21 protein-coding genes are annotated in these 26,408 nt (G+C 73.2%); 9 read left to right on the top strand and 12 right to left on the bottom strand.

The window, feature by feature from the left end; translation table 11 throughout:
* Positions 1 to 77: 77 nt before the first annotated feature.
* From nirD to ACIQGV_RS03520, 3 genes are read right to left on the bottom strand one after another with little or no spacing between them, the layout of a single operon-like run.
* Complete coding sequence (gene nirD, locus ACIQGV_RS03530) at positions 78 to 428, bottom strand: nitrite reductase small subunit NirD (protein ID WP_402489857.1); 351 nt, start codon at positions 426 to 428, stop codon at positions 78 to 80.
* A complete protein-coding gene (gene nirB, locus ACIQGV_RS03525) occupies positions 425 to 3,025 on the bottom strand; it encodes a nitrite reductase large subunit NirB (protein ID WP_402489854.1) in 2,601 nt (866 codons plus the stop codon). The genes nirD and nirB overlap by 4 nt, the downstream gene beginning before the upstream one ends.
* Positions 3,026 to 4,228 (bottom strand): NAD(P)/FAD-dependent oxidoreductase, encoded by a 1,203-nt coding sequence (locus ACIQGV_RS03520; protein WP_402489851.1) that lies wholly within the window; start codon positions 4,226 to 4,228, stop codon positions 3,026 to 3,028. It abuts the gene before it with no gap.
* Between the two features lie 180 nt (positions 4,229 to 4,408).
* Between ACIQGV_RS03520 and ACIQGV_RS03515 the strand changes: the two genes are divergently transcribed.
* The gene (locus ACIQGV_RS03515) at positions 4,409 to 5,191 is read left to right on the top strand and encodes a sulfite exporter TauE/SafE family protein (RefSeq protein WP_402489848.1); all 783 of its coding nucleotides are present in this window, start codon (positions 4,409 to 4,411) and stop codon (positions 5,189 to 5,191) included.
* 324 nt (positions 5,192 to 5,515) lie between these two features.
* Here ACIQGV_RS03515 and ACIQGV_RS03510 read toward each other — a convergent pair whose 3' ends face one another.
* Positions 5,516 to 6,406 carry an NAD(P)-dependent oxidoreductase gene (locus ACIQGV_RS03510; protein ID WP_402489845.1) on the bottom strand — a complete coding sequence of 297 codons (891 nt, stop codon included), beginning with the start codon at positions 6,404 to 6,406 and terminating at the stop codon, positions 5,516 to 5,518.
* A 96-nt stretch (positions 6,407 to 6,502) separates the two neighbouring features.
* Here ACIQGV_RS03510 and ACIQGV_RS03505 point away from each other — a divergent pair, with 96 nt between their 5' ends.
* Positions 6,503 to 6,895, top strand: a complete 393-nt coding sequence (locus tag ACIQGV_RS03505) for a winged helix-turn-helix transcriptional regulator (RefSeq protein ID WP_402489842.1) — start codon at positions 6,503 to 6,505, stop codon at positions 6,893 to 6,895.
* On the opposite strand, the gene ACIQGV_RS03500 is transcribed toward ACIQGV_RS03505, so the two are convergent.
* Entirely contained in the window at positions 6,830 to 7,450 is a 621-nt protein-coding gene (locus ACIQGV_RS03500) for a class F sortase (protein ID WP_402489840.1), read from the bottom strand. The genes ACIQGV_RS03505 and ACIQGV_RS03500 overlap by 66 nt on opposite strands.
* Before the next feature lie 110 nt (positions 7,451 to 7,560).
* On the bottom strand, positions 7,561 to 8,070 hold the full coding sequence (locus tag ACIQGV_RS03495) for a hypothetical protein (protein WP_402489837.1): 510 nt from the start codon (positions 8,068 to 8,070) through the stop codon (positions 7,561 to 7,563).
* Between the two features lie 282 nt (positions 8,071 to 8,352).
* On the opposite strand from ACIQGV_RS03495, the gene ACIQGV_RS03490 reads away from it, so the two are divergent.
* Both ACIQGV_RS03490 and ACIQGV_RS03485 read left to right on the top strand, forming a co-directional pair.
* The gene (locus ACIQGV_RS03490; RefSeq protein ID WP_402489834.1) at positions 8,353 to 8,940 is read left to right on the top strand and encodes an NADPH-dependent FMN reductase; all 588 of its coding nucleotides are present in this window, start codon (positions 8,353 to 8,355) and stop codon (positions 8,938 to 8,940) included.
* A gap of 135 nt (positions 8,941 to 9,075) precedes the next feature.
* Positions 9,076 to 9,531: a gamma-glutamylcyclotransferase family protein gene (locus ACIQGV_RS03485; RefSeq protein WP_402489831.1), complete on the top strand. Its 456-nt coding sequence runs from the start codon at positions 9,076 to 9,078 to the stop codon at positions 9,529 to 9,531.
* A 138-nt stretch (positions 9,532 to 9,669) separates the two neighbouring features.
* Here the strand turns inward: ACIQGV_RS03485 and ACIQGV_RS03480 are convergent, their stop codons facing one another.
* The 3 genes from ACIQGV_RS03480 to ACIQGV_RS03470 form a co-directional block, all read right to left on the bottom strand.
* On the bottom strand, positions 9,670 to 10,122 hold the full coding sequence (locus tag ACIQGV_RS03480; protein ID WP_402489829.1) for a carboxymuconolactone decarboxylase family protein: 453 nt from the start codon (positions 10,120 to 10,122) through the stop codon (positions 9,670 to 9,672).
* Between the two features lie 129 nt (positions 10,123 to 10,251).
* On the bottom strand, positions 10,252 to 12,960 hold the full coding sequence (locus tag ACIQGV_RS03475) for a molybdopterin oxidoreductase family protein (RefSeq protein ID WP_402489826.1): 2,709 nt from the start codon (positions 12,958 to 12,960) through the stop codon (positions 10,252 to 10,254).
* Positions 12,961 to 13,064: 104 nt separating this feature from the next.
* A complete protein-coding gene (locus tag ACIQGV_RS03470; protein ID WP_402489824.1) occupies positions 13,065 to 13,760 on the bottom strand; it encodes a vancomycin high temperature exclusion protein in 696 nt (231 codons plus the stop codon).
* A 154-nt stretch (positions 13,761 to 13,914) separates the two neighbouring features.
* Between ACIQGV_RS03470 and ACIQGV_RS03465 the strand changes: the two genes are divergently transcribed.
* The 5 genes from ACIQGV_RS03465 (at position 13,915) to ACIQGV_RS03445 (ending at position 20,981) form a co-directional block, all read left to right on the top strand.
* The gene (locus tag ACIQGV_RS03465) at positions 13,915 to 14,715 is read left to right on the top strand and encodes a sirohydrochlorin chelatase (protein ID WP_402489821.1); all 801 of its coding nucleotides are present in this window, start codon (positions 13,915 to 13,917) and stop codon (positions 14,713 to 14,715) included.
* A gap of 30 nt (positions 14,716 to 14,745) precedes the next feature.
* Positions 14,746 to 16,017 (top strand): deoxyguanosinetriphosphate triphosphohydrolase, encoded by a 1,272-nt coding sequence (locus tag ACIQGV_RS03460; RefSeq protein WP_402489819.1) that lies wholly within the window; start codon positions 14,746 to 14,748, stop codon positions 16,015 to 16,017.
* A 143-nt stretch (positions 16,018 to 16,160) separates the two neighbouring features.
* Positions 16,161 to 17,426, top strand: coding sequence for an NAD(P)/FAD-dependent oxidoreductase (locus ACIQGV_RS03455; RefSeq protein WP_402489816.1), 1,266 nt, complete (start codon positions 16,161 to 16,163; stop codon positions 17,424 to 17,426).
* 29 nt (positions 17,427 to 17,455) lie between these two features.
* Entirely contained in the window at positions 17,456 to 19,366 is a 1,911-nt protein-coding gene (gene dnaG, locus ACIQGV_RS03450; protein WP_402489813.1) for a DNA primase, read from the top strand.
* A 322-nt stretch (positions 19,367 to 19,688) separates the two neighbouring features.
* The gene (locus tag ACIQGV_RS03445; protein WP_402489810.1) at positions 19,689 to 20,981 is read left to right on the top strand and encodes an RNA polymerase sigma factor; all 1,293 of its coding nucleotides are present in this window, start codon (positions 19,689 to 19,691) and stop codon (positions 20,979 to 20,981) included.
* A 152-nt stretch (positions 20,982 to 21,133) separates the two neighbouring features.
* Here ACIQGV_RS03445 and ACIQGV_RS03440 read toward each other — a convergent pair whose 3' ends face one another.
* The 3 genes from ACIQGV_RS03440 to ACIQGV_RS03430 all read right to left on the bottom strand — a co-directional run bounded on the left by ACIQGV_RS03440 (position 21,134) and on the right by ACIQGV_RS03430 (position 26,382).
* Positions 21,134 to 23,062, bottom strand: coding sequence for an ABC transporter ATP-binding protein (locus ACIQGV_RS03440; RefSeq protein ID WP_402489807.1), 1,929 nt, complete (start codon positions 23,060 to 23,062; stop codon positions 21,134 to 21,136).
* Positions 23,062 to 24,795: an ABC transporter ATP-binding protein gene (locus tag ACIQGV_RS03435; RefSeq protein WP_402489804.1), complete on the bottom strand. Its 1,734-nt coding sequence runs from the start codon at positions 24,793 to 24,795 to the stop codon at positions 23,062 to 23,064. Before ACIQGV_RS03435 ends, ACIQGV_RS03440 begins: the two co-directional genes overlap by 1 nt.
* 135 nt (positions 24,796 to 24,930) lie before the next feature.
* Entirely contained in the window at positions 24,931 to 26,382 is a 1,452-nt protein-coding gene (locus ACIQGV_RS03430) for an FGGY-family carbohydrate kinase (protein ID WP_402489801.1), read from the bottom strand.
* Positions 26,383 to 26,408 lie beyond the last annotated feature (26 nt).

The following is a 26,408-nucleotide window of genomic DNA, read 5'->3' as shown; positions in this document are numbered from 1 at the left end:
GCGGAGCACGGCTGAGCACGGCGAGGCGCGCACCCGGTCGGCATCGGGTGCGCGCCTCGCGTCACGGGGCGGACGGGTCAGGCGGTGCGGACCTCGTACGTCGTCACACGGACCGAGTCGTCGTCCAGGCAGACGCCCGTCTCCAGGTCGAAGCGCTGCTTCAGGAGCGGGGACGCCACATAGACACGGCCCTCGTGCGTGCCGGTCAGGCCGCGGGAGAGGACGGCCGCGCCGTTGAACGGGTCACGGTTGCCGATGGCGTACAGCCGTCCGGACCGGTCGCGGAACAGGGCGGCCTGCTCGCCGTCGGGGAGCAGCGCGGCCACGCCCCGGCCCGGCAGCAGCCGGCTCAGGTCGCAGACCGTCAGCCAGCTGTCGGCGAGCTGGATCTGGACCTTCAGGTCGGTCGTCTCGGGTGCCAGGGTCATCGCTGGGCGCTTCCTTCCAGGGGACGGTGGCCGATGGTGAGCAGCGGGAGGTCCGGCTTCATCTGGTCCCGCTCGGGGACGAAGCCGACGACCGGGTCGGGGGTGTCGGGCGCGTTCACGAAGGACACGAACCGGGCGAGCTTCTCCGGGTCCTTGATGGTCTCGGCCCATTCGTCGCGGTAGTTCGCGACGTGGTCGGCCATCAGCGACTCCAGTTCCTCGCAGATGCCGAGGGAGTCCTCCACGACCACGTCACGGACGTGGTCCAGGCCGCCCGGGATCCGCTCCAGCCAGGTCGAGGTGCGCTCCAGCCGGTCCGCGGTGCGGATGTAGAACATCAGGAACCGGTCGGTCAGACGGATCAGTTCGGCGTCGGAGAGGTCCTGCGCGAGCAGGTCCGCGTGCCGGGGGGTGGCGCCGCCGTTGCCGCCGACGTAGAGGTTCCAGCCGTTGGAGGTGGCGATGATGCCGAAGTCCTTCGACTGGGCCTCCGCGCACTCGCGGGCGCAGCCCGACACCGCCGACTTCAGCTTGTGCGGGGAGCGCAGGCCCCGGTAGCGCAGCTCCAGGTCGATGGCCATGCGGACCGAGTCCTGCTGGCCGTAGCGGCACCAGGTCGAGCCGACACAGGACTTCACCGTGCGCAGCGCCTTGCCGTAGGCGTGGCCGGACTCGAAGCCGGCGTCCACCAGCCGGGTCCAGATCAGCGGCAGCTGTTCGACGCGGGCACCGAAGAGGTCGATCCGCTGACCTCCGGTGATCTTCGTGTAGAGGCCGAAGTCCCGGGCGATCTCGCCGATCACGATCAGCTTCTCCGGGGTGATCTCACCGCCGGCGATCCGCGGGACGACGGAGTACGAGCCGTTCTTCTGGAGGTTGGCCAGGAAGTGGTCGTTGCTGTCCTGGAGCGTGGCCTGCTCGCCGTCCAGGACGTAGCCGCTCGCGCCGATCGTCGGGGCGAGGGAGGCGATGATCGAGCCGACCGTCGGCTTGCAGATCTCGCAGCCGTCGCCGCCGCGGGCGCTCTCGCGGCCGTAGCGGTCGAGCAGCTCCTGGTAGGTGTTGATCCGCAGGGCCAGGACGATCTCGTACAGCTCCTCGCGGGTCTGGGAGAAGTCGCCGCACAGGCCCTTGTCGACCTCGACGCCGCTCGCCTCCAGCTCGGCGTCCACGAGCTGGCCGAGGACCTTGATGCAGCTGCCGCAGCCGGTGCCGGCCTTGGTGCACTTCTTCACCTCGGGCACGGACGTGCACTGGTGGTCGGTGACCGCGCCGCGGATCTGGCCCTTGGTGACGTTGTGGCAGGAGCAGATGATCGCCTCGTCCGGCAGGGCGGACGGGCCGAGCTGGACGGCCTCGCCCGCGCCGGCCGGCAGCACCAGGCTCTCCGGCGCGATCGGCGGGATCGTGCCGGTCAGCGCGCGCAGCGTGCCGTACGCCTCCGCGTCGCCGACCAGGATGCCGCCGAGCAGGGTGCCGTCGCTCGCGATGACCAGCTTCTTGTACAGGCCGGAGCGGGAGTCGGAGTAGACGACGTCCAGGGAGTTCTCGGCGGCGCCGTGCGCGTCGCCGAAGGACGCCACGTCCACGCCGAGCAGCTTCAGCTTGGTCGACAGGTCGGCGCCGGTGAAGGACGCCTCGTCGGCGGCGATGGTGGCGGCCGCGGTCTTCGCCTGCTCGTAGCCGGGGGCGACCAGGCCGTACACCCGGCCGTCGGCGGCCAGCGCGCACTCGCCGATCGCGAACACGCTCGGGTCGGTGAGCGTGCGGCACTGCTCGTCGACGCTGATGCCGCCGCGCTCGCCGACCGCCAGACCGCTCTCCCGGGCGAGCTGGTCGCGGGGGCGGACACCGGCGCTGAACACGACCATGTCGACGGCGAGTTCGGAGCCGTCGGAGAGCTTCATCCCGGTGACGGCGCCCTCGGGGCCGACCAGGATCTCCTGCGTGCCCACGCCCGTGTGCACCGTCAGGCCCATGCCCTCGATGGTGCGCAGCAGGGCGGCGCCGCCGCCCTCGTCGACCTGGACCGGCATCAGACGGGGGGCGAACTCCACGATGTGGCTGTCCAGCCCGAGGCCCTTGAGGGCGCCCGCGGCCTCCAGGCCCAGCAGACCGCCGCCGACCACGGCACCGGTGGTGATGTTCTTCGCGTACTCCTCGATCGCCAGCAGGTCCTCGATGGTGCGGTACACGAAGCAGCCGGCGGCGTCCTTGTTCGGCACGGGCGGCACGAACGGGTAGGAGCCGGTGGCCAGCACCAGGTAGTCGTAGTCGACGACCAGGCCCGAGCGGGCGGTGACCCGCTTGGCCTCGCGGTCGATCGTCTCGGCCGGGTCGCCGAGGTGCAGCTCGATGCCGTTGTCCTTGATGAACTCCCCGTCGGTCATGGAGAGTTCCTCGGGCGAGGTGCCCGAGAAGTACGAGGTGAGGTGCACGCGGTCGTACGCCGGGCGCGGCTCCTCGCACAGCACCACCACACGGTGGTTCGCGGTCAGGCCGCGCTCGGCGAGCGATTCGAGGAACCGCTGGCCGACCATGCCGTGGCCGACGAGCACGATCGTGGGAGTGGGGGTGGCCCCCGGGGCGGCGGTCATTCAGGAGCCTCCATCGTTGGTGAGCAGGTGGAGCAGAGGGCCGTCGTCGGGGAGCGGCTCTGCTCCCTCCCAGGCGCGCGCCAGCGCGCCGACGGTGCCGAGTTCGCCGACGAGGACCCCGCCGACCAGGCGGTCGTCGCGGACGACGACCTTGCGATAGGTGCCGCGCGTGGCGTCGGCCAGCTGGACGACGTCGTCGCCGGGCCGCGGCACGGTCTCGCCGAACGCGGCGAGGTCGAGGCCGGTGAGGGTGAGCCGGGTCAGGGAACGGGTGCCCCGGTAGCGGGCGCCGGACCGGCCGGCGAGCAGCTCCGCGAGCACCTCGGCCTGTTCCAGGGCGGGGGCCGCGAGGCCGTACACCTCGCCGTCGTGCTGGGCGCAGTCGCCGATCGCGTGGATGTCCGGGTCGCTGGTGCGCAGTTCGTCGTCGACCACGACGCCCTTGCGGACGGAGAGCCCGGCGTCCTTGGCGAGCCCGGCACGCGGGTGGACGCCGCAGGCCAGGACGACGAGGTCGGCGTCGAGGGCGTATCCGTCGGCCATCTCCACCGAGCGGACCGCGCCGCCGACGCAGCGCACGTCACGCACCCGGCACTCGGTGTGCACCTCGACGCCGAGGCCGGTCAGGTGCCGGTGGACCAGCCCGGAGGCGGCCGGGTCGAGCTGGTTCTCCATCAGCCGCTCGGACTGCTGGGCCAGCACCACCTGGGCGCCGCGCAGGGCGAGGGCGCGGGCGGCGGACACACCGAGCAGCCCGCCGCCGATGACGACGGCCCGCACTCCGGGGCGTACCGCCTTGGACAGGCCCAGGCAGTCGTCCATGGTGCGGAAGGCGTGCACTCCCTCGGGCAGCACGTGATCGGGTGTGAACAGGCCCCGCAGCGGCGGCAGCACCGGGTTGGAGCCGGTGGCCAGGACCAGCGTGTCGTATGCGATCTCGGAGCCGTCCGCGCACGCCAGGGTGCGGGACGCGCGGTCGATCCCGGTCACCCGGGCGCGGACCAGCTCCGCCGGGGCGGGCAGCGCGATCACATCGGGGCTGTACCGTCCGGCGAGCACCTCGGCGAGCAGCACCCGGTTGTAGGGCCGGTGCTCCTCCTCGCCGACGAGCAGCGCGGGCGTGCCGAGCTCGGCCAGCCGCCGGGCGAGCCGTACGCCCGCCAGACCGGTGCCGATCACCACCACACGCGATTTCGAGGTCATGCCGTCGAGCGTGCGGTGCGGGTGTTACCCGACCGCATCACGTCTGTTTCCCGGGAGGAACGCTGCCCTCAGCGCCCGTACGGTGCCTGTGTGAGGGGACCGGGCCGAACCTCAGAGGACGCTCAGAACTCACGGAACTGCATGGACAGGGCATGTATCCCGTCCCTTAGGGTCACGGTCGTGCCCGACATATCGCTCGCCATGATCGCCCTGCTGTGCCTGGCCGCCCTCGCGGCCGGATGGATCGACGCCGTGGTGGGCGGCGGCGGCCTGCTGCTCCTGCCCGCGCTGCTGCTGGGGCTGCCGGGCGGCACCCCGGCCGCCCACGCGCTGGGCACGAACAAGGCCGTGGCGATCGTCGGCACCACGGGCGCTGCCGTGACCTACGCCCGCAGGGCCCCGGTCGATGTGCGCACCGCCGTGCGGATCGGCCTCGCGGCGCTCGCCGGGTCGTCGGCGGGGGCGTTCTTCGCGGCCGGGATGAGCACGGAGGTGCTCAAGCCGGTGATCATGGTGGTGCTGCTGGCCGTGGCGGCCTTCGTGATCTTCCGGCCGGGCTTCGGCACCGCCCCGGCATCCGGTCCGGTGACCCGCCGCAGGGTGCTGGCCGCGATCGGTCTGGCCGGCCTCGGCATCGGCTTCTACGACGGGCTGATCGGCCCCGGCACCGGCACGTTCCTGGTCCTCGCGCTGACCGCCGTGCTCCGTCTGGACCTGGTGGCCGCTTCCGCCACCGCCAAGATCGTCAACTGCTGCACCAACGCCGGCGCGCTCGCGATGTTCGCCTGGCAGGGCGCGGTGCTGTGGCAGCCGGCCGCGCTGATGGCCCTGTTCAATCTGGCGGGCGGCACGCTGGGCGCGCGCACCGCGCTGAAGAAGGGCAGCGGCTTCGTGCGGATCGTGCTGCTGACGGTGGTGTTCACGCTGGTGGCGAAGCTGGCGTACGAGCAGTGGCCGGCCTGATCCGTCCGGGACAGGCTTCCGGCGCCGACGGCGCCGGACGCGTCGCCGCCTTCGCCCTGCGCGACGGCCGCCGGCTGCGGCACACGGACCTGGGCATCGGCGTCGAGTCGCTGACCGCCGCGGGCCCGGGGGAGGCCGCCGCCCTCGGCAGGAACCAGAAGCTGTGGACCTTCACCGCGGCCGACGGCCGGCGCACCACCGACGGCGTCCTCGTCCGCGAGGCACACCGGGCGTTCGGCACCGGCGCGCAGCCGGTGCGCGCGGGTGACACCTGGCCGGTCGTCGATCCGCAGGGCGGCAGCCTGTACGCGCCGGTGGTCGGCGTCAGGAAGCAGCCGGGCGCCCGGCCAGGAGGTCGATCATGCCCGTCGTGTCCTGGGCGCCCCGCCCCTCGGCGACCAGCCGGTCCATCAGCGCCATGTACGGCGTCAGCAGCTCGGGGCTGACGCCCTGCTCCTGGGCCGTGCGCAGCAGCGTGGCGTTGCCCGCCGCCTGCATGGCCGCGTTGGAGACGACGTCCTTGGCGTAGTCCCCGCTCTCCAGCTGGTCCGCCGTCCTGTGCACCAGGCCCGCCATCGCGGTGAGCCAGCCCTGGAGCAGCGGCGCGAACTCCCTGGGCGCGATGTCCTCGCGGCGCACCAGGGCGAAGGCGTGGAAGACCCCGGCGAACATGCCGCTCATGGCGCTGAGCAGCGCCACGTCGTGCAGCGCGGCGAAGCCCGGATCGGTGCCGACGAAGGTCGCCCCGGCCGGTACGGCGAGGGTGTCCCGGTGCTCCCGGAACAGTTCGGCCGACCCGCTGTAGAACACGTACGCCCCGGAGGAGGGGTCGGCGATCATCGGCGGGACGGCCATGATGCCGGCGTCCAGGAAACGGGCGCCGCGCGCCTCGGCCCAGACCGCCCGGGCCCGGCCCTGCGCGGGTGTGCCGGTGGTGAGGTTCACGACGTCCCGTCCGGACAGCGAGGCGTGCTCCAGCGCCTCACCGACCGAGGAGTCGTCGAGCAGGCAGACGATCACCAGCCGGCCGGCGGCGACGGCCTCTGCCGCGCTCCCGGCGACGGCGGCTCCCCCGGCGGCGAGCGCCTCGGTGCGGGCGGGGGTGCGGTTCCAGACGGTGACGGGGTGCCCGGCGGCGAGCCAGGCCCGGGCGAGGGCGCTGCCCATGGCGCCGGTGCCGAGGACGGTGACCGGGGTCGGTGTGTTCGCTGTCATGCCGACTAGGCTCGTCCGGGGGGACGACCTGCTCAAGTACGTACTTCACAGTGGGTGGTTACCGCCGCGAAAGCATCCAGGCAGGGAGGACGGGGCATGGCGGTCGGCCGGCGGCCGGGGGCGTACATCTGCGGCACGGACGCGGCGATGGACGTGATCGGCGGCAAGTGGAAGGTGATGGTCCTGTGGGCGCTGCATGTGCGCCCGCACCGCTTCGGGGAGCTGCGCCGCGGGCTGCCGGGCGTGACGGAGAAGGTGCTCGCCGCGCAGCTGCGGGAGCTGGAGGCCGACGGCATCGTGCACCGCGAGGAGTTCGACGAGGTGCCGCCGCGCGTGGAGTACTCGCTGACGGAGCGGGGCGAGACCCTCAACACGGCGCTGGAGCCGCTCGGGCGATGGGGCGAGGAGCACCTGCTGGGCGGGTCAGCGTCCGCTGCCGGTGAGCCGGGCGAAGACGACCACGTTGCCCTGGTAGCCGGTGGCACGTGACCAGGCGCCGCCGCAGGTGATCACCCGCAGCTCGGGCCGGGGCGCGGCCCCGTACACCTTCCCGTCGGGGAAGTCGCGCGCCTGGTAGACCTCCACGGCGTAGACGGTGAAGCGGGCGGTGCCGCCGTCGCGCCGGTCGACCTCGATGGTGCTGCCCTTCTTCAGGGCGCCCAGCGCGAAGAAGACGGCCGGGCCGTCGGCGTTGTCCACGTGTCCGGCGACGACGGCGGTGCCGGTCTCCCCGGGAGTGGTGCCGGCCTCGTACCAGCCGGCCAGGTCCGGCCGGTCGGCGGGCGGCACGTCCAGGCTGCCGGACGCGGTGAGGCCGAGGCCCGTTAGGGGCGCGTCCACATGGATCGCGGGGATGCGGATGCGGTCGGGCTCGGCGGGCGGCAGAGCGGGCACGGAGCGCGGCTGGGCGGCGGCCGGGCGGGCCTCGGCGGCGGCCGGCTGCGGCGGGGGGTGCACGGCGGTGCCGTTGTGCAGCAGCCAGGCGCCCGTGCACAGGGCGGTGGCGGTGCCGGCCGCTATGGCGGCGTTGCCGTATCTGCGCACCTGGACCTCCCCTCGTGCGGGCCCCGTGCCCCCTCCGGGCCGCGAGGGGGGTCGGACCCGGAGGGGGAGGGGATGTGCGGTACCGGCGGACGGACAGCGGAGGGTGTCCGTCAGATCCCGTCGCCTCTCGCCCGGCGATGCAGGAGCCAGGTACCGCCCGCGGCGGCGACGGCGAGAGCCGCCACGCCTGCCGCGGTCTGCACGGGATCGGGGCCCAGAGCGCCACCGACCCCCGTCTTCACACTGCCGCGCGGCTGCACGGCGGTGAGGGTCACGACGAGGTCGCCGTGCACCTCCCGGCCGCCGCGGGAACACCGCGCGACGATCTCGTACGTCCCCGGCTGGGCGCTCGGCGGCACCTCGAACCGGCCGGTCGCCCGGCCCTCGTGGCCGCCGGGCGCCAGGGTGAAGTGGCCGGCGCCGACCGCGCTGGCGTCGCCGTCCGCCGTACCGCCGTCGCCGCAGGCGGCCGTGCCCACCGTGACCGACCCGCCCGGCACCACCGACGACGGGTGCACCTCCAGGCGGGTGCCGCCGGCGGCGTACACGGACCCGGCGAGCGGTCCGGTGACGGCGGCGGCGAGCGCTGCGCCGGTCAGCAGCCGGACGGTACGTCGCATCGGTCGCTCCTCACGAGCTCATCGGTGGCCCCTGCTCATCCCTTGCTCTTCCGAGGTAAAAGGCAGTGCGCGCGGCCCGCTTGCTGAAAGGCCGTCAGAAACGCCGTGGGCGGGGCTTCCGAGGGCCGCCCGTGAGAGCTGTTTCGCCAGGTCACGGCGGTCGGGACGGTGTGTCGCACAAGAACACCCGAAGGGCGCAGGGCGGCGGGGTGAACGGGTGAGCGCGCCCGCCGGCCGCCGGGGCTTGACCTCGACAATGGTTGAGGTACCAGCCTGTTCCGCATGACCGCACAGACCATGAGCCCTCTCCATGTCACCGTCGTCGTCGGCAGCAACCGCCACGGCCGCTTCGGCCCGGTCGTCGCCGACTGGCTCCTCGGCCGGGTGCGCGCCCGCGAGGACCTCACCGTCGACGTCCTGGACGTCGCCGGCGCCGACCTGCCCACCTCGATGGCCCGCACCGAGGAGGCGGCCGCCGCGCTGAGCGGGGTCACGCCCAAGCTGGCGGCGGCGGACGCCTTCGTCGTCCTCACCCCCGAGTACAACCACTCCTTCCCGGCGGGCCTGAAGAACCTGATCGACTGGCACTACTCCGAGTGGCGTGCCAAGCCGGTCGCCCTCGTCTCCTACGGCGGACTGGCCGGCGGTCTGCGCGCGACGGAGCATCTGCGCCAGGTCTTCGCCGAACTCCACGCCGTCACCGTCCGTGACACGGTCTCCTTCCACGGCGCGGCCGGCTCCTTCGACGGCGAGGGCGCCCTCAAGGACCCCACGGGCCCGGACGCCGCGGCGAGGACGATGCTCGACCAGCTGACGTGGTGGGGCCGGGCCCTGCGCGAGGCGAAGCGGCGTCACCCGTACGGGGAGTAGGCGGGTCCGCCGGGGTCCTGAGGCGCCGGCCGGGCCGGGTTCCGCGCTGCGGACGGCCGGGATCCGAGAGACCCCCGGACCTGTCATGGCCGTAGCGATTCCGTGGGGGCGGGCGAGAGGAGAGAATCGTTTCCTGTGACGCCCGACAGCCCCCGCCGCCTCCCCTTCTTCGTCTACGGCACCCTCCGCCCCGGTGAGCGCAACCACGACGTCCTTCTGCGCGGCCGCACCCGCGCCGAGGATCCCGCCCGGCTCATCGGGGCCGTCCTGTACGACGGTCCGGGCTACCCCTACGCCGTGGAGTCGGCCGGTGGAACGGTCAGCGGGGAACTGGTCACCGCCCGGCCCGAGGCGTACGCCGAACTCCTCGCCGAGCTCGACCGGTTGGAGGAGTACGTCCCCGCGGACCCGCGGCGCGGCCTCTACGAGCGCGTCGCACGCGAGGTGACCCGGGACACCGACGGGGCCGCCGTCCGTGCCTGGGTCTATCTCGCCGCACCCGACGTCGCCGTGAAGCTGCGCGCCCGCGGCCGGCTCATCGACGGCGGCGACTGGCGCGCACGGCCCCGGCCGGCAGCGCCGCGAGCGTGAGGGCCGCGCCGATCCCCGGCACGCTCCCGGTCGCCACCCCCTCCACCGCGAGACCTCCCGACGGCCGCCCGGCCCCCGACGGCCGCCCGGCCCCGACGGGGGACCGGCCGACGGGGGGTGCCGCGCAGTCGACGGCGGTCACAGGGTCCCCGGGGTCTTGCGGGTCGTGACGTTCATCCGGTTCCACGTGTTGACCGTGAAGATCAGCGCGATCAGCTGGGCCAGTTCCTGCTCGCCGAAGTGGCGCGCGGCCTCCTCGTACACGTCGTCGTGCACGCCGTGCGGCAGCAGGGTGACCGCCTCGGTGAGGGCGAGCGCTGCCCGCTCCTTCCCGGTGAACAGGCTCGACTCCTGCCAGGCCGGGAGCTGGTGGATCCGCTCCTCCGTCTCACCGCCCTTGCGGGCGTCACGGGCGTGGTAGTCGATGCAGTACGCGCACTTGTTGATCTGCGAGGCGCGGATCTGGACCAGCTCCAGCAGGACCGGGTCGATGCCCTGCCGGGCGGCCGCGTCGAGGGTCAGGACCGCCTTGAACACCTTGGGGGCGACGGCGGCGAAGTTCATGCGCTGGGATACCTGGTAGGTCGTCATGCGTCGAATCTACGAGGCGGAAAGACCTGCCACGTGGTGCATTCCGGCCCTGGAATCATGGGTCAATTCCGGGGCCGGTCACAGGTCGTCCGCCGACTGGCAGCGGGGCCTCCGCCGGCCGGGCACGGGTCACTCGTCGGCCGGTACGACCGCCTCCACCCGCACCGCGCACGCCTTGAACTCCGGCATCCGCGAAGTCGGGTCCAGGGCCGGGTTGGTGAGGCTGTTGGCGCGGCCCTCGCCCGGCCAGTGGAACGGCATGAAGACGGTGTCCGGACGGATGCCGGTGGTGATCCGCGCCGGCGCCACCGCACGGCCGCGCCGCGAGACCACCGCCACCGGGTCGCCCTCGGCCGCGCCCAGCCGGGCCGCCAGCCGCGGGTGCAGCTCCACGAAGGGGCCAGGCGCGGCGGCGTTCAGCTCCGCCACACGGCGCGTCTGCGCGCCCGACTGGTACTGCGACACGACCCGGCCGGTCGTCAGCAGCACCGGGTACTCCTCGTCCGGCTCCTCGGCGATCGCCCGGTGGGACACGGCGACGAACCGGGCCCGCCCGTCGGGAGTGGCGAACCGGTCGAGGAACAGCCGCGGCGTGCCGGGGTGCGCCCCCGCCGCCCCCGTCTCCGCTTCCGCCTCCTCCTCGGGAGCCTCCCGGGCGGGATCCTCGGGAGCGGTGTCCAGCCCGGCGTCCTCCCCGTCGTCCACGGCTTCCGCCGTGTCCGCCGGGTTCACGGCGTGCCCTGTCCGTGCCGTGTTCAGGGCTTCCGCCGTGTCTGCTGTGTTCACGGCCCCCGCCGCGTGCGCCGCGTTCACGACCCCCGTCGTGTCTGCTGTGTTCACGGCCTCCGCCGCGTGCGCCGGGTTCACGGCGTGTCCCGTCCGTGCCGTGTTCACAGCCTCCGCCGTGTCCGTCGCGTTCACGGCCCCCGCCGCGTGCGCCGCGTTCACGACCCCCGTCGTGTCTGCCGTGTTCACGGCCTCCGCCGCGTGCGCCGGGTTCACGGCGTGCCCTGTCCGTGCCGTGTTCAGGGCTTCCGCCGTGTCTGCTGTGTTCACGACCCCCGCCGTGTCCGTCGCGTTCACGGCCCCCGCCGCGTGCGCCGCGTTCACAGCCTCCGCCGTCCGCACGGCGTTCCCCTCCTCCGCCCTGTTCACAGCCGCGACGGCCTCCGCCGCCCGCACGGCCCCCGCCGCGTTCGCCCCGGCCTCCGCCCCGGTCTCCGCCGGGTCCACCGGGCCCGGGCACGGCCAGAACACGCCGTTCTCCTCCGCCAGCCTGCGGTAGGTGATCCCGGAGTAGTCCGCGGGGCCGCCCGCGCTGGCGCGGCGCAGTTCCTCGAAGACCTCCTCCGGATCGGTCGGGAAGCCCTTCTCCACCCCCAGCCGGGCGGCGAGCCCGTGCAGCACCTCCAGATCGCTGCGGACCCCCTCGGGCGGGGTGATCGCCCGGCGGCGCAGCAGCACCCGCCCCTCCAGGTTGGTGGTGGTGCCGGTCTCCTCGGCCCACTGCGTCACCGGCAGCACCACATCCGCCAGCTCGGCCGTCTCCGACAGGACCACGTCGGCGACGGCGAGGAAGTCCAGCGACCGCAGCCGCTCCTCGACGTGCGCGGCGCGCGGCGCCGACACGACCGGGTTGGAGCCCATCAGCAGCAGCGTCCGGATGTCGGTGCCGAGCGCCTCCAGCAGCTCGTACGCGCTGCGCCCCGGCCCCGGCAGCGAGTCGGGGTCGACACCCCACACCGCGGCCACGTGCCGCCGCGCCTCGGGGTCGTCCAGCTTGCGGTAGCCGGGCAGCTGGTCGGCCTTCTGGCCGTGCTCGCGGCCGCCCTGGCCGTTGCCCTGCCCGGTCAGACAGCCGTACCCGGACAGCGGGCGGCCCGCCCGGCCCGTGGCCAGGCACAGGTCGATCCACGCGCTCACCGTGTCGGTGCCCTTGGCCTGCTGTTCGGGCCCGCGCGCGGTGAGCACCATCGCGTTCTCCGGCTCGCAGAACAGCCGTACGGTCTCCCGCAGTTCGGGCACGGACACACCCGTGATGCGCTCGACGTACTCGGGCCAGTGCGCCATCGCCGCCGCACGGGCCTCCTCCCAGCCGGAGGTGCGCTCGCGGACGAACTCCTCGTCGACGAGACCCTCGGCGACCACCAGGTGCAGCAGACCGAGGGCCAGCGCGAGGTCGGTGCCCGGGCGGGGGGCCAGATGCAGATCGGCCTGCTCGGCGGTACGGGTGCGGCGCGGGTCGACGACGATCAGCGTGCCGCCGTTCTCCTTCAGCTCCGACAGGTAGCGCAGCGCGGGCGGCATCGTCTCGACGAGGTTGGAGCCGACCAGGATCACGCACCCGGTGCGCGGGATGTCCTCCAGCGGGAACGGCAGCCCGCGGTCCAGCCCGAACGCCCTGATGCCCGCGGCCGCCGCCGAGGACATGCAGAACCGGCCGTTGTAGTCGATCTGCGAGGTGCCCAGCGCGACCCGGGCGAACTTGCCGAGACTGTACGCCTTCTCGTTGGTCAGCCCGCCGCCGCCGAAGATCCCGCAGGCGTCCGGGCCGTGCTCGGCACGCGCGGAGGCCAGCGCCCCGGCGATCCGGTCCAGCGCCTCGTCCCAGCCCGCCGGCACCAGCGTGCCGCCCTCGCGCACGAGGGGCGAGGTCAGCCGCGCCCCCGGCGCGAGCACCGCGGGCGCGGTGCGCCCCTTGCCGCACAGCGCGCCCCGGTTCACCGGGAAGTCGGTGCGCTCGGTCACCTCGACGCCCCCCTCGCGTGCGGGCGACAGGTTCATCCCGCACTGCAGGGCGCAGTACGGGCAGTGGGTGGGCGTCGGGGTGGTCTCCATGTGCTTCAGCGTGGGTCGGGCGTGTTACGCGCCGAGCGGCTGATTGTTAAACGGCCAAGACGGCGACCTCCCCGGCCGACGGGGCCTGCCGTGAGGCGGGCCGGTCAGCGGGCGTCCGCCAGCGCTCGCGCCACTCCGGTCTCCCTGCGCCCCAGGAACCTCGGATCGGGTTCGAGGACCGCGTCCAGCGCGGCCTTGCCGGACGCGAGGACCTCCCGGACGCCGCCGTAGTACCAGGTCGAGTCGTGCGGCTCGTCGACCCCGACACCGTAGGAGGCGATTCCCGCGTCCTCGCACAGGGCCACCGCCCGGCGGATGTGGAAGCCCTGGCTGATCAGCACCGCCTCGTCGACCCCGAAGATCTTCTTCGCGCGCACGCACGAGTCCCAGGTGTCGAAGCCCGCGTAGTCCGAGACGATCCGCCGGTCCGGCACACCGCCGCGGACCAGATAGGCGCGCATGGCGTCCGGCTCGTCGTACTCCTCGCGGCTGTTGTCCCCGGTGACGAGGACGACCTTCACCCGGCCCGCCCGGTACAGCTCGGCCGCCGCGTCCAGCCGGTGCGCCAGGTACGGCGAGGGCTCGCCGTTCCACAGGCCCGCGCCGAAGACGACGGCCACGTCGGTGCGCGGCACGTCCGCCGTCGTGCGCAGCCGGTCGTCCGTCGCGACACGCAGCCACGCCGACGGGACCAGTGCCACCGTGCACACCGCCGCCACGGCCTGCACGAGCCGCCGCCGCCCCGCGCGGGTGCGCGGCAGCCGCAGCCGTCCCCGCAGCCGCGGTCGCGGGATCCTCATCCGGTCGCCCTTCCGTCGCCTCCGACCAGGAAGGACGCGCGCGGACCCGATCCGGTTCGCTCACACCGCCGGTCCGGCCGACGTGAAACCCTGGAAAACACTCCGGTGACGGCCGTGCAACGGCGGCGCAATGTCGCCGGGCCACGATCCCTGCATGACGGCGTATCGCATGAACCGGATCAGCGGCGGGCCCGCCGGCCGCCCCGGCCGCCTCCCGCTCGACGGGCCGCCCGCACTGGTCCTGGTGGCACACGGCAGCCGCGACCCGCGCGCCCTGGGCACGGTCCGCGCGCTGGCCGGCCTGGTCCGCGCCCTGCGCCCGGATCTCGCCGTCCACCTCGGCCACATCGAGCTGAACGCCCCGCTGCTGCCCGACACCCTCGACGCCCTCGCCCGCCGCGGCACCGGCGAGGCCGTGCTGGTCCCGCTGCTGTTCGGCCGCGGCTACCACATCAAGCAGGACATCCCCGAGATGGCGGCCGCGACCCGGGTGCGCACCCGGGCGGCCGACCCGCTGGGCGCCCACCCCCTCCTCGCCGAGGCCCTGCACGACCGTCTCGCCGAGGCCGGCTGGCATCCGCCCCGCACCGCGTCCGGGCGCAGGTCGAGCGCCGTCGTGCTGGCCTCGGCCGGCTCGCGCGACCCCGAGTCCGCCGCGGGCACCCGCCGGATCGCCCGGCTCCTGGCCGAGCGCCTCGGTGTCCCCGTCGTCCCCGCCTACGCCTGCGCGGCGGCACCGACCGTGGAGGGCGCCGTCCGCTCCCTCACCGCCCGGGGCCGCCACGACATCGCCGTGGCCTCCTGCTTCACGGCCCCCGGCCGCTTCGCGACCCAGTGCGCGGACGCCGCCCCGGGCATCGCCTCGGCGCCCCTGGGAGCGCACCCGGCGCTGGCACGCCTGATCCTGCACCGGTACGAGCAGACACTGGCGACGCAGGTGACGGCAGCTGCCTGACAGAGGCGTGGGCGCACTAGTGTCGACCCCATGCCAGGCACTCCCGACGACTACGACGACGCAGCGACCGAACGCTGGGCCCCGGAACCCGACAAGCGCCCGGGCCGCACCGCCTTCCAGCGCGACCGGGCGAGGATCCTGCACTCCGCCGCCCTCAGAAGACTGGCCGGCAAGACCCAGGTCGTCACCCCGGGCGAGCGCAGCGCCTCCGCCTGGGACGCCAGTCCCCGCACCCGCCTCACCCACTCCCTGGAGTGCGCCCAGGTCGGCCGGGAGCTGGGCGCGGCCCTCGGCTGCGACCCCGACCTCGTCGAGGCCGCCTGTCTCTCGCACGACCTGGGCCATCCGCCGTTCGGCCACAACGGCGAACAGGCCCTGAACGAGTTCGCGGCGGACTGCGGCGGCTTCGAGGGCAACGCCCAGTCCCTCAGGCTCCTCACCCGCATCGAGCCCAAGCGGTTCACCCCCGAGGGCTCCGTCGGCCTCAACCTCACCCGCGCCGCCCTGGACGCCGCCACGAAGTACCCGTGGCCGCGCGGCGCCCACCCCACCGACCCCGGCTCCCCGAAGTTCGGCGTGTACGACGACGACCGCCCGGTCTTCGACTGGCTCCGCAAGGACGCCCCCGGCACCCGCACCTGCTTCGAGGCCCAGGTGATGGACTGGTCCGACGACGTGGCGTACTCGGTGCACGACGTGGAGGACGGGCTGCACGCCGGTCACATCGACCCCGGCGTGCTGCACGCCGAGCCCGAGCGGCAGGAGGTGTTCGCCGTCGCCGTCGGCCGGTACGTGCCGCGGGACACCGACCCCGCCGAACTCGCCGAGGCCCTCGACCGGCTCCAGGACCAGGAGTGGTGGCCGCACGGCTACGACGGCACCGCCCTCGCCCAGGCCCGGCTGAAGGACGCCACCAGCCAGCTCATCGGCCGGTTCTGCCTGGCCGCCGAGGGCGCCACCCGCGCCGCCCACGGAGCCGGCCGGCTCACCCGCTACGGTGCCGAGCTGGTCGTGCCGCGTGCCACCCGCATGGAGTGCGCGGTGCTGAAGGCGGTCGCCGACCGGTACGTCATGCAGCGCGACGAGCAGACCCGGCTCCGCGCCGACCAGAGGATCGTGGTCGCCGGGCTCGCCGAGGCGCTCACCGCGCGTGCCCCGGACGGTCTCGACCCGCAGTTCCGTGCCCTGTTCGACCGGGCCGGCGACGACCGGGCCCGCAAACGGGTGATCGTCGACCAGATCGCGTCGCTCACCGACGCCTCGGCCCGCTCGCTGCACGCCCGGCTGACGGGGTACCCGTGACCTCGCGGACCGCCCGGCGGACGGCACTGCGGACGGCACCGGGGGTGTAACCCTGCGTGGCCTGATCGGGTCACTCCCTCTTCCCCCATCACGCTGCGTGCGGGACGCTCGCATGTGGCGCCACGTCAACGAGGAGGCATCAAGTGGTCGACGCGGATCAGACATTCGTCATCGTCGGAGGCGGTCTCGCCGGAGCGAAGGCGGCCGAGACGCTCCGGGCGGAGGGCTTCACGGGGCGGGTGATACTGATCTGCGACGAGCGCGACCACCCGTACGAGCGGCCCCCGCTGTCCAAGGGGTACCTGCTCGGCAAGGAGGAGCGCGACAGCGTCTTCGTGCACGAACCGGCGTGGTACGCGCGCCACGACATCGAGCTGCATCTCGGCCAGACCGTCGACGCGGTCGACCGGACGGCCAAGACGGTCCGGTTCGGCGACGACGGCACCCAGGTCCGCTACGACAAGCTGCTGCTCGCGACCGGAGCCGAGCCGCGCCGCCTGGACATCCCCGGCACGGACCTGGTCGGCGTCCACCATCTGCGCCGGCTCCCGCACGCCGAGCGCCTCAAGGGCACCCTGGCAGCACTCGGCCGGGACAACGGCCATCTGGTGATCGCCGGAGCCGGCTGGATCGGCCTGGAGGTCGCCGCGGCGGCCCGCCAGTACGGCGCGGAGGTCACCGTCGTCCAGCCGTCGCCGACGCCGCTGCACGGCGTCCTCGGCCCCGAGCTGGGCAACGTCTTCGCCGAGCTGCACCGCGAGCACGGGGTCCGGTTCCACTTCGGCGCCCGGCTGACCGAGATCGTCGGCCAGGACGGCATGGTCCTCGCGGCCCGCACGGACGACGGCGAGGAGCACCCGGCGCACGCCGTCCTGGCCGCGATCGGCGCGGCCCCGCGGACCGCCCTCGCGGAGGCCGCCGGGCTGGAGATCGCCGACCGGGCGCACGGCGGGGGCGTCGTCGTCGACGAGCGGCTGCGCACCTCCGACCCCGACATCCACGCGGCCGGCGACGTGGCGTCCTTCCCGCTCGCCCTGTTCGGCACCCGGCTGCGGGTGGAGCACTGGGCGAACGCGCTGAACGGCGGACCGGCCGCGGCACGCGCGATGCTCGGCAGGGAGATCGTGTACGACCGGGTGCCCTACTTCTTCACCGACCAGTACGACCTGGGCATGGAGTACAGCGGATGGGCGCCGCCGGGCTCGTACGACCAGGTGGTGATCCGGGGCGACGCCGGGAAGCGCGAGTTCATCGCGTTCTGGGTGAAGGAGGGCCGGGTGCTGGCCGGGATGAACGTGAACGTGTGGGACGTCACGGACCCGATCCAGCAGCTGATCCGGTCCCGGACCCGGGTGGACACCGAGGCCCTCGCGGATCCGCACGTTCCGCTCGAAAGCCTCGCCTCCTGAGTGTCGGCCCGCCCCCGTAGAATCACCTCGTGGCAGGACGGATCAACGACGAGGACGTGAAGGCGGTACGGGACGCGGTCCCGATCGACGCCGTGGTGTCCGAGTACCTCCAACTGCGCAACGCGGGCGGCGGCAACCTCAAGGGGCTGTGCCCGTTCCACGACGAGAAGTCGCCGTCCTTCCAGGTCAGCCCGAGCAAGGGACTCTTCCACTGCTTCGGCTGCCAGGAGGGCGGCGACACCATCACGTTCGTGATGAAGGTCGACCACCTCACCTTCTCCGAGGCGGTCGAACGGCTCGCGGGCCAGGCCGGCATCACCCTGCGCTACGAGGAGGGCGGGTACAACCCCGCCCACCAGCGGGGCGAGCGGATCCGGCTGGTCGAGGCGCACAAGGCCGCCGCCGACTGGTACGCCGAGCAGCTCGCCGTCAGCCCCGAGGCCGAGGCGGGCCGGCTCTTCCTCGCCGAGCGCGGCTTCGACCAGGCCGCCGCCCAGCACTTCGGCGTCGGCTACAGCCCCCAGGGCTGGGACCACCTCACCCGCTTCCTGCGCGGCAAGGGCTTCAGCGACAAGGAGCTGGTCCTGTCGGGGCTGTCGCAGGAGGGCCGCCGCGGCCCCATCGACCGCTTCCGGGGCCGGCTGATGTGGCCCATCCGCGACATCGGCGGCGACGTCGTCGGTTTCGGCGCCCGCAAGCTGTACGAGGCCGACACCGGCCCGAAGTACCTCAACACCCCCGAGACGGCGCTCTACAAGAAGTCGCACGTCCTCTACGGCATCGACCTGGCCAAGAAGGACATCGCCAAGGCGTCCCGCGCGGTCGTCGTCGAGGGCTACACCGACGTCATGGCCTGCCATCTCGCGGGTGTCACCACCGCCATCGCCACCTGCGGCACCGCCTTCGGCGGCGACCACATCAAGATCCTGCGCCGGCTGCTGATGGACAACGGCAGCGCCCGGGTGATCTTCACCTTCGACGGCGACGCGGCCGGACAGAAGGCGGCCCTGCGCGCCTTCGAGGACGACCAGAAGTTCGCCGCCGAGACCTACATCGCCGTCGCGCCCGACGGCATGGACCCCTGTGAGCTGCGTCTGGCCAAGGGCGACGACGCCGTCGCCGACCTCGTCGAACCGCGCACCCCGCTGTTCGAGTTCGCGCTGCGCCAGATCGTCGCCCGCTACGACCTGAACACCCCGGCCGGCCGCGCCGCCGCGCTGGACGAGGCCGCGCCGGTCGTCGCCCGGATCAAGAACAGCGGCGCACAGCACGAGGTCGCCGTCCAGCTCGCCGGGATGCTCGGCATCCTGGACACGCAGTTCGTCGTCAAGCGGGTGGCCCAGCTGGCCCGCTGGGCGCGCGACCGAGGCGGCCGGGGACCGGCCCCCGAGCGGCAGCGCGGCGGCCCGCAGGCCCCCGTGGGGGCCGCCGCCCCGGGCGTCCCCTCCGGCCCGGCGCTCAATCTGCGCAACCCCGTCTTCGCCACCGAGCGCGAGCTGCTCAAGCTCGCCCTCCAGCGCCCCGAGCTGGTCTCGCCGACGTTCGACGCCTACGGGGTGGACGAGTTCACCGCCCAGCCCTACGCGGCCGTGCGCCAGGCGATCCTGGAGGCGGGCGGCGCGGAGTACGGCATTCCGGACCCCCAGCAGTACCTGGTCTCCGTCCGCGAGGCCGCCCCCGACGACACGGTCCGCGCGATGGTGACCGAGCTGGCCGTCGAGGCGATCATGCGGCGCACGGTCGACGAGGTGTACGCGGGCACGGTGCTCGTCCAGGTCCGCCGCCGGGCCGTGGAACGCCGTATCCGGGACATCCAGTCGCGGATGACCCGCCTCGCGGCCGGCGGCGACCCGGCGGAACTGGCCGCCGTGCAGAACGAGCTGTGGGTGCTCCAGCAGTACGACCAGGCCCTGCGGGAGCACGGCGACGGCGCCCTGTGACCGTCTGAGGGGTCCGGGGCGGCCCGCCCGGACCGGCCGTCGTCGTGGAGCGCGAACTCCCGCCCCGCGTGCGTCACTTCGAGACCCGCCGGCTTCGCGGGCGGCGCCTGGAGCGCCTGCCCGGCCCCGGCGGCGCTGTCGCGGCGGACCGTCGCACGGCCTGCGTACAAGGGCCCGGACATCCCCCGGATCGTGCCGGACCGGGGCGGGCGCGGGCCTCCCCGTCCTCCCGCGGTGATGAGCAGCCGGTCACGGACCGGTTGCAAAAAGTCGCCGCACGCCCCTCGTGGCGGCGATGTGTCGTACCCCACACTGGGTTCCGGTGCCTGAGTCCTCGGAGCGCGGCCGGTCCGTCCCCCACGGGTCCTCCACCCCCGCGGTTCCGCTCATCGCGTACGGGACGGACAGCGGCGAGGCCGCCGACTCCGCCCCCGAAGCAGCGCTGCCGTACCACTCCGCAGCGATCACCCTGGAGGTCGCCCCCGTGCAGACCCAGACCCTCGCCCAGTCCGCCGACGCCACCGCGGACGGCCCCGAACCGGACGCCGAGCCCGGCGTGCTCGTCGCCGTCCCGCCGCAGGGCCGTCCCGCGCTCCGCCCCGAGGCCGAGCCGGAGAACCCGGCCGAGCCCATGGAGCCGCCCGCCGAGGCCCTGGAGGCGGCCGAGCCCGCCGAACCGGCTCCCGCCCGCGCCGACACCGGCGGGCCGTCCTCGGACCTGTTCCGGCAGTACCTGCGGGAGATCGGCCGCATCCCGCTGCTCACCGCCGCCGAGGAGGTCGAACTCGCCCGCCGCGTCGAGGCCGGCCTGTTCGCCGAGGAGAAACTCCTCAGCACGGCCCACCTGGACACCCGGCTCACCCTCGACCTCGACCGGCTCGTCGTCATGGGACGGATGGCCAAACGCCGTCTGATCGAGGCGAACCTGCGCCTCGTGGTGTCCGTCGCCAAGCGCTACGTCGGCCGCGGCCTGACCATGCTAGACCTGGTGCAGGAGGGCAACCTCGGGCTGATCCGGGCGGTGGAGAAGTTCGACTACGCCCGCGGCTACAAGTTCTCCACCTACGCCACCTGGTGGATCCGCCAGGCCATGTCCCGCGCCCTCGCCGACCAGGCCCGCACCATCCGCGTGCCCGTCCATGTCGTCGAGCTGATCAACCGCGTGGTGCGCGTCCAGCGCCGCATGCTCCAGGAACGCGGCTACGAGCCCACGCCCGAGGAGGTCGCCGGACAGCTCGACCTGGCGCCCGAGCGGGTCGGCGAGGTGCTGCGCCTCGCCCAGGAGCCCGTCTCGCTGCACGCGCCGGTCGGCGAGGAGGACGACGTCGCCCTCGGTGACCTCATCGAGGACGGCGACGCCGCCTCCCCCGTGGAGTCGGCGGCGTTCCTGCTGCTCAGGGAGCACCTGGAGGCGGTGCTGTCCACACTCGGCGAGCGCGAGCGCAAGGTGGTCCAGCTGCGCTACGGCCTCGTCGACGGCCGCCCCCGCACCCTGGAGGAGATCGGCCGGATCTTCGGCGTCACCCGGGAGCGGATCAGGCAGATCGAGTCCAAGACCCTCAACAAGCTCCGGGACCACGCGTTCGCGGACCAGCTGAGGGGCTATCTGGACTGACGCCGTCCGCGGGGCCCGGTGGGGGCCGGTCGCGCGGTTCCCCACTCTCCTGAGGCGTCGGCAGCACGTGCCCGAGAGGCGCGGGAAACCGCGCGACCGGCCCGCCGGACCCGCAGCCGCCCCACGGCCCCCACGGCCCCCGCGGACGCGACTCAGTCGACCTCGGCCACCGCCTGCGCGAACTGCGCCTTGTACAGCCGCGCGTACGCCCCGTCGGCCGTCAGCAGCTCCTCGTGCGCGCCCTGTTCGACGATCGAGCCGTTCTCCATGACGAGGATCGTGTCCGCGTCCCGGATGGTGGAGAGCCGGTGCGCGATCACGAACGACGTGCGCCCGTGCGCGAGTTTGGCCATCGCCTTCTGGATCAGCACCTCGGTACGGGTGTCCACCGACGACGTCGCCTCGTCCAGCACCAGGATCACCGGGTCGGACAGGAACGCCCGCGCGATGGTGATCAGCTGCTTCTCGCCCGCGCTCACCCCCGTGCCCTCGTCGTCGATCACGGTGTCGTAGCCGTCGGGCAGCGTCCGCACGAACCGGTCGGCGTGCGCGGCCCGCGCGGCCTCCTCGATCTCGCCCCGGGTCACCTCGCGCGAGGCGCCGTAGGCGATGTTCTCGGCGATGGTGCCGCCGAACAGCCAGGTGTCCTGGAGCACCATGCCGATCCCGGCCCGCAGCTCGTCGCGGGACATCTCCGCTATGTCGGCCCCGTCGAGCGTGATCCGCCCGCCGGACACCTCGTAGAACCGCATCAGCAGATTCACCAGCGTGGTCTTGCCCGCCCCGGTCGGGCCGACGATCGCGACCGTGTGCCCCGGCTCGACCTTGAGCGACAGGTCCTCGATCAGCGGCTTGTCGGGGTCGTAGCGGAAGGACACGCCCTCCAGCGCCACCCGCCCGCGCAGCTCCCCGGGCCGCACGCCGGGCACCGGGTCCGCCGACTGCTCGTCCGCGTCGAGGAGTTCGAAGACCCGCTCGGCCGACGCGACACCCGACTGCACCAGGTTGGCCATCGACGCGACCTGCGTCAGCGGCATGGAGAACTGCCGCGAGTACTGGATGAACGCCTGCACGTCACCGATCGACAGCGAGCCGGAGGCGACCCGCAGTCCGCCGACGACCGCCACCAGCACGTAGTTGATGTTCGAGACGAACATCATCAGCGGCTGCATCACACCGCTGTTGAACTGCGCCTTGAACCCCGCCTCGTACAGCGCGTCGTTCTCCTCGGCGAACTGCCGCGCCGACTCGTCCTGCCGTCCGAACACCTTCACCAGCGTGTGGCCGGTGTACATCTCCTCGATGTGCGCGTTCAGCTTGCCGGTGGTGCGCCACTGCTGCACGAAGTGCGGCTGCGACCGCTTGCCGACCCGGGTCGCCACCACGAACGACAGCGGCACCGTCACCAGCGCGACCAGCGCCAGCAGCCAGGACACCCAGAACATCATCACCAGCACACCGACGATGGTCAGCACCGAGTTGATCAGCTGGCCCATCGACTGCTGGAGGGTCTGACCGATGTTGTCGATGTCGTTGGTGGCCCGGCTGAGCACCTCACCGCGCTGCCGCTTGTCGAAGTACGACAGCGGCAGCCGGGACAGCTTCGTCTGCACGTCCTCGCGCATCCGGAACATGGTCCGGTTGACCGCCCGGTTCACCAGCCGCGTCGCCACCGCCATCAGCAGACCGGCGACGAGGAACACCGCCAGCGCGATCAGCAGCACATGGCCCACCGCCGTGAAGTCGATGCCCTCGCCCGGGGTGAAGTCGGTGCCGCGCAGCATGTCGGCGACATCGCCGTCACCGCGCTCCCGCATCCCGTCGAGCACCTGCTCCTTGGTCGGACCGGCCTCCATCTGCCGGCCGACGATGCCCGCGAACACCAGGTCGGTCGCCCGGCCGAGGATCTTCGGGCCGGCCACCGACAGGCCCACGCTGATCACCACACACGCCAGCAGCGCGTAGATGGTCAGCCGCTCCGGCGCGAACCGGGCGACGAGCCGCCTGCCCGAGCCCTTGAAGTCCAGAGAGCGCTGATCGGGGCCGCCCCCGGCCATCATCCGCCCCATCGGCCCCGCCATCAGGCAGCCTCCGCTTCCGTCAGCTGGGAGAGCACGATCTCCCGGTAGGTCTCGTTGTCCGCCATCAGCTCGTGGTGCCGGCCCGTGCCGACCACACGGCCCTCGTCCAGCACGACGATCCGGTCCGCGTCGCGGATGGTCGCCACCCGCTGGGCGACGATCACCACGGTCGCGTCCGCCGTCTCCCGGGCGAGCGCCGCCCGCAGCGCGGCGTCGGTGGCGTAGTCGAGCGCCGAGAAGGAGTCGTCGAACAGATAGATCTCCGGACGCTGCACCAGGGTGCGCGCGATGGCCAGGCGCTGACGCTGGCCGCCGGAGACATTGGTGCCTCCCTGCGCGATCGGCGCGTCAAGACCGCCGTCCAGCCCCTCCACGAAGTCCTTGGCCTGCGCCACCTCCAGCGCGTGCCACAGCTCCTCGTCGGTGGCGTCCGGGCTGCCGTAGCGCAGATTGGTCGCGACGGTGCCCGCGAACAGGTACGGCTTCTGCGGCACCATCCCGACGACGCGGGCCAGCAGCCGCGGCTCGACACCGGCCACGTCCTCGCCGTCCACCAGCACCTCGCCCTCGGTGGCGTCGAACAGCCGGGGCACCAGACCCAGCAGGGTGGACTTCCCGCTGCCGGTCGACCCGATCACGGCGGTCGTCTCACCGGGCCGGGCCACCAGATCGACGTTCGTCAGCACCGGCTCCTCGGCACCCGGGTAGCGGAACCCGGCGCCGCGGATCTCCAGATGCCCGTGGCGGCGCAGCTCGCGCACCGGGTCCGCCGGCGGCACCACACTGCTCTCGGTGTCCAGGACCTCCTGGATGCGCTCGGCGCACACCTCGGCGCGCGGCACCATCATGAACATGAAGGTGGCCATCATCACGGCCATGACGATCTGCATCAGATAGGCGAGGAACGCCGTCAGGTCGCCGATCTCCATGCCGCCGCTGTCGATGCGGTGCGCGCCGAACCAGACCACCGCGATCGAGGACAGGTTCACCACCGTCATCACGATCGGGAACATCAGCGCCAGCAGCCTGCCGGTGCCGAGCGACATCTCCGTCAGCTCGGTGTTGGCCTGCCGGAACCGCTGCTGCTCGTACTCGTCGCGGACGAAGGCGCGGATCACCCGGTTGCCGGTGATCTGCTCGCGCAGCACCCGGTTCACGGTGTCCAGACGCACCTGCATGGCGCGGAACAGCGGCCGCAGCGCCCGCACGATCAGCGTCACGCAGATGCCCAGCACCGGCACCACCGCGACGAGCACCGCGGACAGCGGCACGTCCAGCCCGAGCGCCATCACGATGCCGCCGACACACATGATCGGCGCCGACACCATCAGCGTGAACGCCATCAGGGCCAGCATCTGCACCTGCTGGACGTCGTTGGTCGTACGGGTGATCAGCGACGGGGCGCCGAAGTGCCCCAGCTCCCGGGCGGAGAAGGACTGGACCCGGTCGAACACCGCCGCCCGCACGTCCCGGCCCAGCGCCGAGGCGGTGCGGGCGCCGTAGTACACGGCACCGACGTTGCACACGACCTGCACCAGCGAGATCGCGATCATCAGAGCGCCGAAGGCGAGGATGTAGCCCGTGTCCCCGTGCACGACACCGTTGTCGATGATGTCCGCGTTCAGGGTGGGCAGGTAGAGGGTGGCGCAGGTCTGCAGGAACTGCAGCAGCACCAGCAGGGCGATGGGTTTCCGGTAGGGCCTGAGATAGGTCCGCAGAAGTCGTATGAGCACGTCGCTTCTCTCGGATTGCGTGATGGCGGTCGGCGGAGGGGCGGTCGGTTGCCCTTGGCCCCTATCGTCGAACACTCCACCCGTGTTACCTCAACCGATTAACCCGTCGGGTGTGTGCCGGGACACACACCCGGCCTAGGACCGGAACGCCCCGGGGTGCGTCTGCTCCCGCACGGACACGAACTGCTGGCGCACCGCCTGTCCCACCGCCAGCTCCTCGCCCGGGTCCAGGACCTGGGCGGCCGCGCCCTGCCAGGCGGGCGGGGTGCGCGGGTCGAGCGTGCCCTGCGACACGCCCAGCGCCCAGGCGGCCTGCCGGGCCGCGCCGATCGCGGCGTAGTCGGCCGGCTGCGGCACGACGACCCGGGCGCCGAAGACCGAGGGCGCCGCCGCCTGCACCGCGGGCAGCTCGGCGGCCGGACCCAGCAGGAAGATCCGCCGTACCTCCACGCCCCGGCCGCGCAGCACGTCGAGCGCGTCGGCGAGCCCGCACAGCATGCCCTCGAAGGCGGCCCGCGCCAGATGCTCCGGCCGCATCGCCTCGCGTCTGAGGCCCGCCAGGGTCCCGGCGGTGTGGGGCAGGTTCGGGATGCGCTCGCCCTCCAGGTAGGGCAGCAGGACCAGCCCGTGCGCGCCCGGGGTCGACTTCATCGCCAGGTCGGACAGGGTCTCCAGATCGGGCAGCCCGAGCAGTTCGGCGGTGCCCCGCAGGGTCCGTACGGCGTTCAGCGTCGTCACCACGGGCAGGTGCATACCGGTCGCGTCGGCCAGCGAGGTGATCATCCCGGCGCTGTCGAGCAGCGGCTCGGGGTGCACGGCCATCACCGAGCCGGACGCGCCCAGCGACACCACCGCGTCGCCGAAACCGACCCCCAGCCCGAACGCGGCGGCCATCGTCTCGCCGGTCCCCACCGAGATCAGCAGCCCCTCCGGGGTCGTCCCGGCGGCCTCGGCGGGCCCGATCACCTCGGGGAGCATCGCCTGGTGACCGAGCGCCAGCTCGACCAGGTCGGACCGGTAGGCGCCGCTCGCCGCCGACCAGTAGCCGGTCCCGGAGGCCCCGCCCCGGTCGGTCGTACGGCGCACCGGACGGCCCAGCAGCTGCCACACGAGCCAGTCGTGGGCCTGCATCAGCATGGCGGTGCGCCGGGCGTTGTCGGGTTCGGTCTTCTGCAGCCAGCGCAGCTTGGTGACCGGCTGTGCGGCCGTCGGGACACAGCCGACGGCCTGTGCCCATGCCTCCCGCCCGCCGAGCGCCTCGACCAGGTCGGCCGCGGCGACCTGGGCCCGCTTGTCGCCGCCGACCATCGCCGGGCGGACCGTGGCGCCCTGGGCGTCCAGCGGGACGACCGCGTTGGACTGGGCGGAGACGCCGATGGCCTGGACCCCCTCCAGGAGGCCGCCGCCGGCGGCCTCGCCGAGGGAGAGGAGCCATGCCTGTGGATCCACGTCGCTGGGGCGTGAGTCGTCAGGGCCCTCGACAGGGTGCGGTGCGTACCCCTGCCTCAGTACCGATCCGGTGTCCGTGTCACAGACGACGATGCGCGTGAAATCGGGTGAGCTGTCCAACCCGGCGACTATCCCCATGGGTGAGATTTTGCCGCACCGGAGGA

The sequence above is a fragment of the Streptomyces sp. NPDC093094 genome (assembly GCF_044754345.1).
Lineage (GTDB): Bacteria > Actinomycetota > Actinomycetes > Streptomycetales > Streptomycetaceae > Streptomyces.
Note: the sequence above shows the minus strand (reverse complement) of the source record. Positions and strands in the feature narration are given on the sequence as shown.